Source organism: Clavibacter sp. VKM Ac-2873, from assembly GCF_015351075.1.
Classification (GTDB): domain Bacteria; phylum Actinomycetota; class Actinomycetes; order Actinomycetales; family Microbacteriaceae; genus Clavibacter.
This window is the reverse complement of the sequence record NZ_JADKRS010000005.1, coordinates 266,996-276,106: the sequence shown is the minus strand read 5'-3', so window position 1 is coordinate 276,106 and position 9,111 is coordinate 266,996. Positions and strand designations below refer to the sequence as shown.

Genomic DNA, 9,111 nt, shown 5'->3' with positions numbered 1-9,111 from the left:
TCGAGCAGGCCGCGAGGCCGACGACGAGGAAGCCCGCGGTGGCGAGGCCGAAGACGGACTTGGTGAGATTGCGCATGGGATTTCCTTCGCTGTGTGGAACGGGGATCCGCCCGGTACCCCCGGGCGACACAGGGACTTCGGCGCGGTCGGAGAACGGGTTGGGGTCGGTTCTGCTTTCCCAGCGGAAGGCCAGGTTGGCGGGCGGATCCCCCGGGATCACGCGGATCGACGGAGGGAGGCGCCTCCGTCCGCGCTTGACTTCCGACTGTCGCCGATATATCGTCGCTACATCGCGACAGCACGCCGCGATCCCCGACATCACCTGACCGGAAGGAGCGCCCATGCGCACCCACGACCACGACCACGACGACCACATCCCGTCCCCCTCCTCCGCCGAGGTCCCCGCCGACCCCCACGAGCCGCGCATGCAGCACCACAGCGGCGGGCGCCCGCGCATCATGCCGGGCCACCCGCTCGCGCGCGGCTTCCGCCCGGGCGACGGCCCCGGCTTCCCCGGGTTCCCGGGCTTCCCCGGCATGGGCGGCTTCGGCGGCCCCGGCTTCGGCCCGGGCCGCGGACGCGGCGGACGGGGTCGCGCCCGCCGCGGCGACGTCCGCCTCGCGATCCTCTCCCTGCTCGCCGACGCGCCGTCCAACGGCTACGGCCTCATCACCGGCATCGCCGCGAAGACCGAGGGCGCCTGGCGGCCGAGCCCCGGATCCGTCTACCCGACGCTCCAGCAGCTCGTCGACGAGGACCTGATCGTCGCCGACGAGACCGGCGCCAAGAGCGTCTACTCCCTCACCGCCCAGGGCCGCGCCCACGTCGAGGAGAACCAGGCGGAGATCGACGCCGCCTGGGCCGCCACCACCGACAAGTCCGAGGGCGAGGACGCGTTCCAGACGAGCCTCATGAAGCTCATGGGCGTCGTGAAGCCGCTCATGCACGACGCGACCGACGCCCAGCGCCAGGCCGCGGCGGCGAAGCTCGACGAGACGCGGCGCGCGCTCTACGCGATCCTCGCCGACTGATCCGCGCCGGCCGCAGGGCCACGCACGACGACGGCCCCCGCAGCTGCGGGGGCCGTCGTCGTGCGTGCGTGCGGGCGGGCGGATCAGCGGATCGCCGCGCCCGTGTCCAGGTCGTCGCCCGCCTCGAGGTCGGGGCCGTCCGACTCGGTGATGTCGATGCCCAGGCCGCCGTCCGCGTCGTCGTCGGCGCCCTCGTCGTCGTCGAGGCTCACGACGCGCTCGGCGTCGACGGCCTCCTGCGCCTCGCGGGCGTCGGCCCCGACGAGCTCCTCCTCGTCGTCGCCCGTGTCGTCCAGGTCGCGGTCGGCGGGATCGCGGGGGTTCTCGATGTCGCTCACGGTGCTCTCCTTCGCTGGTCGATGCGGCGCGCTCGCGCCGCCCGTCGACCGTACGCGCCCCGGCTCCGCGCGCGCTGGCCCCGCGCATCCGACGAGCGGCGGGCGGCGGGAGGGCGGCCGCCGATCAGCCGGCGTTGACGCTGATGCGGTGCCAGCCGGTCGCGCCGTCGGGGGCCGGCGGCGCCTCGTCGGAGGTCTGGGTCGCGCCCGTCGTGTCGGTCGCGCGGACCTCGACGCTGTGGGACCCGCTCGCCGCGTCCCACGCGTACGACCACTGCCGCCATGTGTCGGCGCCCACGCCGTCGCCCAGGTCCGCCTCGACCCAGTCGCCCTCGTCGACGCGCACCTCCACCTTCTGGATGCCGGTGTGCTGCGCCCAGGCCATCCCGGCGATCGCGGTGCGCCCCGCGTCCACGCGCGCGCCGGAGCGCGGGGTGTCGATGCGCGAGCCGGTCTTGATGGGGCCGCGCTCGGTCCAGCCGCGCGTCGACCAGTAGGCGACGTCCTCGGCGAATGTCGTGACCTTGAGCTCGGTGACCCACTTGGTCGCCGAGACGTAGCCGTAGAGGCCGGGCACGACCATCCGCACGGGGAAGCCGTGCTGCTGCGGGAGGGGCTCGCCGTTCATGCCGACGGCGAGGATCGACGCGCGGTCGGGATCCGTCAGCGCCTCGAGGGGCGTGCTCGCGGTCCAGCCGTCCTGGCTCGTGGAGAGGACCATGTCGGCGCCCGCGGTCGGCTTCGCGCGCTCGAGCAGGAGGCGGATGGGGTACCCGAGCCAGAGCGCGTTGCCGATCAGGTTCCCGCCGACCTCGTTCGAGACGCACGTGAGCGTGGTCACGTGCTCCTCGAGCGGGAGGGCGAGCAGCTCGGCGAACGTGATCTCGACCTCCTGCTCGACCATGCCCGTGATGCGCAGCTTCCAGGAGGCCGCGTCGACCGACGGCACCTGCAGCGCGGTGTCGATGCGGTAGAAGTCGGTCGCGGGGGTGAGGAAGGGCGCGAGGCCGGGGACGCCGAGCTCCGCGGACGCGGGGATGGCGGCGGCGGGCGTCACGGCGCGCGGGAGCACGAGGGTGCGGCGGAAGTCGTCCACGCGGGCCGCGGCGGCGTTGAGGCCGCGGGCCACGGATCCGGCGACGACGGACGCGACGCCCGCGACCACCGTCATGAGGAGGAAGGTGCGGCGCTCGACGCGCGCGCCGGCCCCCGGCGTGAGCGGGGCGCGCGCGGCCGGGCGGGCGATGCCGCGCACGGGCTCCGCGACCGCGGCCGACGCGGATGCCGCGCGGTCCGCCGCCGTGCGCCAGTCGCGGAGCCGGTCGGCGCCGCGGTGGAGGATGAAGACGCCCGCGATCATGCCGACGATCGTCGGGATCGCCGCGGCGCCCGTCGCCCCCGCCCGCGTGGTCGCCGCGAGCACCGCGACGCCCGCGAAGAGAGCGAGGACGACCACGCCGACCGGTGGGCGGCGCACCTGGAGGATCCCGGCGAGAGCGGCGGCGGCGAGCACCACGGCGCCGAGGACGGCGATCAGCGCGACCTTGTCGCCCGTGCCGAACAGGGCGATCACCGTGTCCTTGACGCCCGCGGGCACGAGGTCGATGACGAGCGCGCCGACCGCGAGCACCGGGCTCGCCGTCGGGGCCACGAAGGCCGCGGCGATCTCGGCCACGGCCAGCACGGCGAGCGCCGCCACCACGCCGAGGAACGCGGACCACCAGCGGAGAGCAGCGCGGGTCACGGGGCGACCGGCTTGCTGTACGGGAGGATCACGTCGAAGCGGCAGCCGCCCTCGACGTTCTGGACGGTGACGTCGCCGTCGTGCGCGCGCACGATGCCGCGGACGATCGCGAGCCCGAGGCCCGCGCCGCCGCCGCCCGACGCGTATCCGCCGTCGTGCGTGCCCTCGGCCTGCACGGCCGGATCCGGCGGCGTGGCCTCGACGGGCGCGGCCGGGAAGTCGGGGCCGAGCGCGGCCTTCGCGGCGGCGCTCTTCCCGTAGGCGCGCGGGGTGCGGGATCCGGTCGACCGCCAGCCCGCGTCGAACACGCGCGGCAGGTCGGCCTCGGGGATGCCGCCCGCGGTGTCCTCGACCGAGAGGACGGCGAGGTTGCCGGAGTCGCGATGCGCGGAGATGACGATGCGGCCGCCCGGCAGCGACTGCTGGATGGCGTTCATCACGAGGTTGCCGACGACGCGCGACAGCTCCCGCGGGTCGCCCTGCACCACGAGGTCGTCGTGCGCCGTCGCGCCGCGGAGGTCGACCTGCCTGGCCTGGGCGACGGGCCCGAGCTCGGCGACGGTGTCGCTCACGACGTCGTAGAGGGAGACGCGCTCGACGGCGAGCTCGAGGCTGCCGGAGTTGATGCGGGACAGCTCGAACAGGTCGTCGACCATGCCGTTGAGGCGGTTCGCCTGCACGCGGATCTGGCGGAAGTAGCGGTGCTCGTCGTCGACCATGCCGTCCTCGAGGGACTCCGCCATGGCGCGGATCCCCGCGAGCGGCGTGCGCAGGTCGTGCGACATCCACGCGATGAGCTCGCGGCGGCTGCGCTCCTGCGCCTCCACGTGGTCGCGGGCGTCGGCCAGCCGGCGGTTGGCGGCGCTGAGCTCGCGGGCGACCTGCGCGAACTCGGTGCTCGTGGGGCGGCCGGGCTCCACGGCGGCCTCCTCGCCCATGGACGCGGCGTAGCGGCCGAGCTCGCGGCTGCCGCGCACGAGGGTCATCCCGAGCATCGCGGCCATGACGAGCGAGACGAGCGCGGAGACCGCGGCGACGGAGAGGAACGCGGTGAGGCCGGCGTCGTCGACGAGCATGCTCGCGGTGACGGCGACCATGCCGCCCACGACCGAGAGCACCGCGGCGAGCGCGACCACGCAGATCTGCAGCACCAGCGAGCGGCGGCGGAGCGCGCGCAGCAGCACGCTCGCGCCGAGGCCGACGACCGCGGCGCAGACGAGCGCCGTCAGCACGACGACGAGGAAGGAGTCCGCGGTCACGCGTCGCCCCCGGCGGGCGGCACGGTCGGCGTCGAGGGGACGGGGTCGGCCTCGGCCCCGTCGGCGGGCGCGGCGGCCGACGGCTCCGCGGGCCCCACGGGTGCCGCGGCGTCCGGGTCGAAGCGGTAGCCGACGCCCCACACGGTGCCGAGGAGCACGGGGTGCGCGGGATCCGCCTCGATCTTCTCCCGCAGGCGCCGCACGTGCACCGTGACGGTGGAGAGGTCGCCGATCTCCCAGCCCCAGACCTGGCGCAGCAGGTCGTCGCGCCCGAAGACGCGGCGCGGGTTCCGCAGCAGGAAGGCGAGCAGGTCGAACTCACGGGAGGTGAGCGACAGCATGACGCCCGCCTGGTGGATCTCGCGCGCGCCGAGGTCGAGCACGAACGGCCCCGCCACGAACGGCGGCTCCGGGACGGCCTCGGGCACGGTGCGGCGGAGCACGGCGCGGACGCGCAGCACGAGCTCGCGCGGGGAGAAGGGCTTGGCGAGGTAGTCGTCGGCACCGGCGTCGAGCCCGTTGACGCGGTCCTCGCCCTGGCCGAGCGCGGTGAGCATCACGACGGGGACGGGCGACTCGGGGTGGTGGGCGCGGATCCGGCGGCACACCTCGAGCCCGTCGAGGCCGGGGAGCATGCGGTCGAGCACGACGAGGTCGGGCATGCGCTCGGTGGCGACGCGCACGGCCTCCAGGCCGTCGGCGACCGTCTCCACCTGGAAGCCCGACGCCTTGAGGTAGCGGCACACGACCTCGTTGACGGTGGGATCGTCCTCGACCACGAGGATGCGGCGTCCGCGCAGCGGATCCGGCCGCGTCGGATCGGGGCGCCCGGCGTCGGCGCGCGCGGGATCGTAGGTGGGGCTCACCCGGTCAGACTATGCGCGGTCCCTGGCGGGGACCCGGGCGGTGTCCGGCTTGCGAGCGAGCCGTCACCCCTCGCGGCGCGCGGCGCGGCGCATGGCGGAGGCACGCAGCCAGGGCCTCCTACGCTCGACCCATGACGCCAGCGCTCGTGGACGTGGTCCTCCCCTGCCTCGACGAGGAGGAGGCCCTGCCCTGGGTCCTCTCGCGCCTGCCCGACGGCTACCGCGCGATCGTCGTCGACAACGGGTCGACCGACCGCTCGGCCGAGGTCGCCCGCGCCCACGGCGCCCTCGTGGTGGCGGAGTCGCGCCGCGGCTTCGGGGCGGCCGCGCACGCGGGCCTCGAGGCGGCGTCCGCGCCGCTCGTCGCGTTCTGCGATGCCGACGCGTCGATGGATCCGGCGCTCCTCCCCCGCGTCGTCGACCCCGTCCGCGACGGCGAGCGCGACCTCGTCCTCGGCCGCCGCATCCCGTCGGCGCGCGGCGCGTGGCCGCTGCACGCGCGGATCGCGAACCTGGAGCTCGCCCGCCGGCTGCGGCGGATCACGGGCGTGCCGCTGCACGACCTCGGCCCGATGCGCTGCGGGCGGCGCACCGAGCTGCTCGACCTGGGGATCCTCGACCGGCGCAGCGGCTATCCGCTGGAGATGCTGCTGCGGGCGTCCGCGGCGAAGTGGCGCATCCTGGAGGTGGAGATGCCGTACGCACCGCGCGTGGGGCGGTCCAAGGTGACCGGCACCGTTCGCGGGACCGTCACGGCCGTGCGCGACATGTCGCGCGTGCTGACCGAGGCGCGAGCAGCGGCCGCGGGCGCCGACCGCACCCCGGGGGGAGCCGCGTGACCGCCGTCGTCGTGATCGCCAAGGAGTGCATCCCGGGCCGCGTGAAGACGCGCCTGCACCCGCCGTTCACCCTCGAGGAGGCGGCCGAGCTGGCGTCCGCCGCCCTCGCCGACACGCTCGCCGCCGTCGACGCCGCCGCGCCCTCGCGCCGGGTCCTCCTCTTCGACGGCACCACGCCGCCCGCGGAGGCCGCCGGCTACGACGTGATCCCGCAGGTGGCCGGCGACCTCGACGAGCGTCTCGCCGCCATGTTCGACGCGCTCGACGGGCCCGTCCTCCTCGTCGGCATGGACACGCCGCAGCTCACCGCGCGCCTCATCCGGCCCGTGCTCGACTCCTGGGCCGACGGCGCACGCGGGCCCGATGCCTGGTTCGGCCCGGCGAACGACGGCGGCTTCTGGGCGCTCGGCCTCCGCGACCCGGACGGCGCGCTCGTGCGCGGCGTGCCCATGTCGCGCGACGACACGGGAGCCGTGCAGCTGTCGCGCCTGCTCGACGCCGGGCTCGACGTGGCGATGCTGCCCGAGCTCACCGACGTCGACACCGTGGACGACGCCCGCGAGGCGGCGGACGCGGCGCCCGCCCATCGCTTCGCCGCGGTGCTCCGAATCCTGGACACCGGCGCGGACACCCGCGCCGCCACCATCGCACCCGCGACTTCGCAGAGGGATCCCGCATGAGCCTGGCAGTCGACCACCCCGAGGACCACGCCCCGGCGCGCGTCCGCACCTTCGGATCCGGTGGCGGCGAGCCCTACGCCCGGGCCCTCCGCGACTCCGGGGAGGTGCTGTTCCTCTCCCTCGCGGCGGACGACGAGGGGACGGAGGTCATCGACATCAGCCGCTGGAGCGCCGACGCCGACGGGGTCGACGCGAGCCTCCTCCTAGATGCGGACGGGCCGGTCCTCGACATCGGCTGCGGCCCCGGCCGCATGGTCCGCGCCGCGATGGACGCCGGGCTCGGCGCCCTCGGGATCGACGTCTCCCCCACCGTGGTCGAGATGGCCGCGGGCCTCGGCCTCCCCGTCCTCCACCGCTCGGTCTTCGAGCGCCTGCCGCGCGAGGGAGGCTGGGGCACGCTCCTCCTCCTCGACGGCAACATCGGCATCGGCGGCGACGCGGCCGCCCTCCTCGCCCGCTGCGGCGAGCTCCTCGACGACGGCGGCGCCCTCGTGGTGGAGACCCACCCGGATCCCGCGCGCGACCGCACCTTCGAGTGCACGGTCGAGGACGGCCGGGGCAACGCGAGCGACCCGTTCCCGTGGGCGCAGGTCGGCCGCGACGCCGTCGCGCGCATGGCCGACGGCGCGGGCCTCGACCTCGTTCAGTGCTGGGAGACCGAGGGCCGGTCCTTCTGCCGCCTCGTCCGCGCGTAGAGCACGGCGACCACGGCCGTCGCCACCGCGGTGGCGACCCACATCAGCGCGAGGCGCGGCGCGTAGTCCGCGATGAGGATCGTCGGGTTGTCGTTGCCGATGGCCCGGGCGCGGATCTCGGGGACGACCACCACGGTCATCACCGCCAGGACGACGACGCCGGCCTGCACGATCACGAGCGCGCCCGGCGGGAGCCGCCTGCCCGCCTTCCGGAGCAGCAGGCCCGCGGCGAAGACCACGGGCGACAGGATCGCGTCGTGCACGAGGATCGCGAGCAGCAGGAACACGCCGACGCCGACCACCTGGTCGGTGCTCTGCGTCTCGAGGAGCGTCCGCACGCCGAGCGCGAGGACGACCACGCCGACGGCGATGAGGACGATCCGGGCCGCGAGGACGCCGCGAGCGGGTCGTTCCGCGGGATCCCGACGGGTGCCGGTCATCACATCACCTCCAGGGTCGAGAGCCACTTGGTCTGCAGCACGCCGGGACGCCCGGGCGCGATCATGCGCGCGGGGTAGCCGTGCTGGATGTCGAGGGGCGCCCCGTCGAGCTCCAGCGCCACGAGCGTGAGCGGGTCGCGCGCGTACTCGGGCCCCATCTCGGTGGCCCGGAATCCGCCGTTCTGCTCGAGGCTCGTGACGCGCAGCCGCGCCCCGGGGTCGGACCCGACCGCGTCCATCAGGTCCATGAGGCGGACGCCGCGCCAGGACGCCGACTGGCTCCACCCCTCGACGCACGCGATCGGCAGCGTCGCGGTCACGAGCTCCATGCCGCGGAGGTCCTGCATCGTGAAGGCGCGCGACATGGATCCGTTGGAGACGGTGAGGGTCCACCCCGGATCCACCGCGGTCTCCGTGACACCGGCGGCCTCGGCCGTGCGGTTGACGGGCAGGGCCTGCGGCCCGGTGCCCATGACGCGCGGGGCGAACGCGTTGAACGGGGCCAGGAACCGGAACGACTGTCCCGCGGTCAGCCCGACGACCGCGGCGACGGAGGCGCCGACCGCCACGAGGAATCCGCGGCGGGCGACCGGGGTGGGCGTGACGGGGGTGTCGTCGATCCAGGCGACCACGCGGCCCGTGACGCCGCGCGGCGGGCGCACGACGTCGTCGTCCTCCGCCACGATGGGCGACTCCTCCGCCTGCCCGCGCCGCCAGTGCCCGGCGATGGCGGGCAGCTTCACGCCGATGTGGATCGCGAGCGAGCCGATCACCACGAACGCCAGCGCGAAGTGCGTCTGCCGGAAGTAGAACGGGAACGGCACCCACTGGAAGGTGTTGAGGAGGCCCATCGCCACCTCGAGCAGCGACCCGCCGACGAAGACGGCGATGGACGCGCGCTCGAGGAACGAGACCACCCCGGTCACCGGCGGATAGGTGAGCAGCTCGGGGAAGACGATCCAGAGCTTGGCGAGCAGCAGCGGCACGCACGCGATGCCGGTCGTGATGTGGATCCCCTGCGTCAGCCGGTACAGCGAGACGGGCGCCGTGGGGAAGCGCATCCACGGCAGCGGATCCTGCAGGAAGTGGCTGTAGAGGCCGGTCGTGAAGCAGACCAGGAAGGCGAGGCCGAGCAGACGCCCGATGACGACCGCCAGCCGGGTGGTGCGGGCGGGCGACGCGAGCCGACGCCTCGCCTCGTGCATCAGTGTCCGCATGG

General features: G+C 75.1%; 10 protein-coding genes and 1 pseudogene. 4 read left to right on the top strand and 7 right to left on the bottom strand.

The features are described from left to right. Positions 1-220, bottom strand: a pseudogene (locus tag ITJ44_RS15955) (hypothetical protein); the annotation flags it as partial. Between the two features lie 121 nt (positions 221-341). Here ITJ44_RS15955 and ITJ44_RS14710 point away from each other — a divergent pair. Next, a complete protein-coding gene (locus ITJ44_RS14710; RefSeq protein ID WP_194636286.1) occupies positions 342-1,031 on the top strand; it encodes a PadR family transcriptional regulator in 690 nt (229 codons plus the stop codon). Positions 1,032-1,114: 83 nt separating this feature from the next. On the opposite strand, the gene ITJ44_RS14705 is transcribed toward ITJ44_RS14710, so the two are convergent. The 4 genes from ITJ44_RS14705 to ITJ44_RS14690 all read right to left on the bottom strand — a co-directional run bounded on the left by ITJ44_RS14705 (position 1,115) and on the right by ITJ44_RS14690 (position 5,238). Continuing rightward, positions 1,115-1,369 (bottom strand): hypothetical protein, encoded by a 255-nt coding sequence (locus tag ITJ44_RS14705; protein WP_194636285.1) that lies wholly within the window; start codon positions 1,367-1,369, stop codon positions 1,115-1,117. A 124-nt stretch (positions 1,370-1,493) separates the two neighbouring features. After that, the gene (locus ITJ44_RS14700) at positions 1,494-3,113 is read right to left on the bottom strand and encodes a molybdopterin-dependent oxidoreductase (RefSeq protein WP_194636284.1); all 1,620 of its coding nucleotides are present in this window, start codon (positions 3,111-3,113) and stop codon (positions 1,494-1,496) included. Continuing rightward, the gene (locus tag ITJ44_RS14695; protein ID WP_194636283.1) at positions 3,110-4,372 is read right to left on the bottom strand and encodes a HAMP domain-containing sensor histidine kinase; all 1,263 of its coding nucleotides are present in this window, start codon (positions 4,370-4,372) and stop codon (positions 3,110-3,112) included. The genes ITJ44_RS14700 and ITJ44_RS14695 overlap by 4 nt, the downstream gene beginning before the upstream one ends. Beyond that, positions 4,369-5,238, bottom strand: a complete 870-nt coding sequence (locus ITJ44_RS14690) for a response regulator transcription factor (protein WP_370551707.1) — start codon at positions 5,236-5,238, stop codon at positions 4,369-4,371. The genes ITJ44_RS14695 and ITJ44_RS14690 overlap by 4 nt, the downstream gene beginning before the upstream one ends. Positions 5,239-5,369: 131 nt before the next feature. Here ITJ44_RS14690 and ITJ44_RS14685 point away from each other — a divergent pair, with 131 nt between their 5' ends. From ITJ44_RS14685 to ITJ44_RS14675, 3 genes are read left to right on the top strand one after another with little or no spacing between them, the layout of a single operon-like run. Further along, positions 5,370-6,077 carry a glycosyltransferase family 2 protein gene (locus ITJ44_RS14685; RefSeq protein ID WP_194636282.1) on the top strand — a complete coding sequence of 236 codons (708 nt, stop codon included), beginning with the start codon at positions 5,370-5,372 and terminating at the stop codon, positions 6,075-6,077. After that, on the top strand, positions 6,074-6,757 hold the full coding sequence (locus tag ITJ44_RS14680) for a DUF2064 domain-containing protein (protein WP_194636281.1): 684 nt from the start codon (positions 6,074-6,076) through the stop codon (positions 6,755-6,757). Before ITJ44_RS14685 ends, ITJ44_RS14680 begins: the two co-directional genes overlap by 4 nt. Next, complete coding sequence (locus ITJ44_RS14675) at positions 6,754-7,452, top strand: bifunctional 2-polyprenyl-6-hydroxyphenol methylase/3-demethylubiquinol 3-O-methyltransferase UbiG (protein ID WP_194636280.1); 699 nt, start codon at positions 6,754-6,756, stop codon at positions 7,450-7,452. Before ITJ44_RS14680 ends, ITJ44_RS14675 begins: the two co-directional genes overlap by 4 nt. On the opposite strand, the gene ITJ44_RS14670 is transcribed toward ITJ44_RS14675, so the two are convergent. Beyond that, a complete protein-coding gene (locus ITJ44_RS14670; protein WP_194636279.1) occupies positions 7,401-7,892 on the bottom strand; it encodes a hypothetical protein in 492 nt (163 codons plus the stop codon). The genes ITJ44_RS14675 and ITJ44_RS14670 overlap by 52 nt on opposite strands. Then, positions 7,892-9,109, bottom strand: coding sequence for a molybdopterin-dependent oxidoreductase (locus ITJ44_RS14665; RefSeq protein WP_194636278.1), 1,218 nt, complete (start codon positions 9,107-9,109; stop codon positions 7,892-7,894). The genes ITJ44_RS14670 and ITJ44_RS14665 overlap by 1 nt, the downstream gene beginning before the upstream one ends. Between the last annotated feature and the right edge of the window lie 2 nt (positions 9,110-9,111).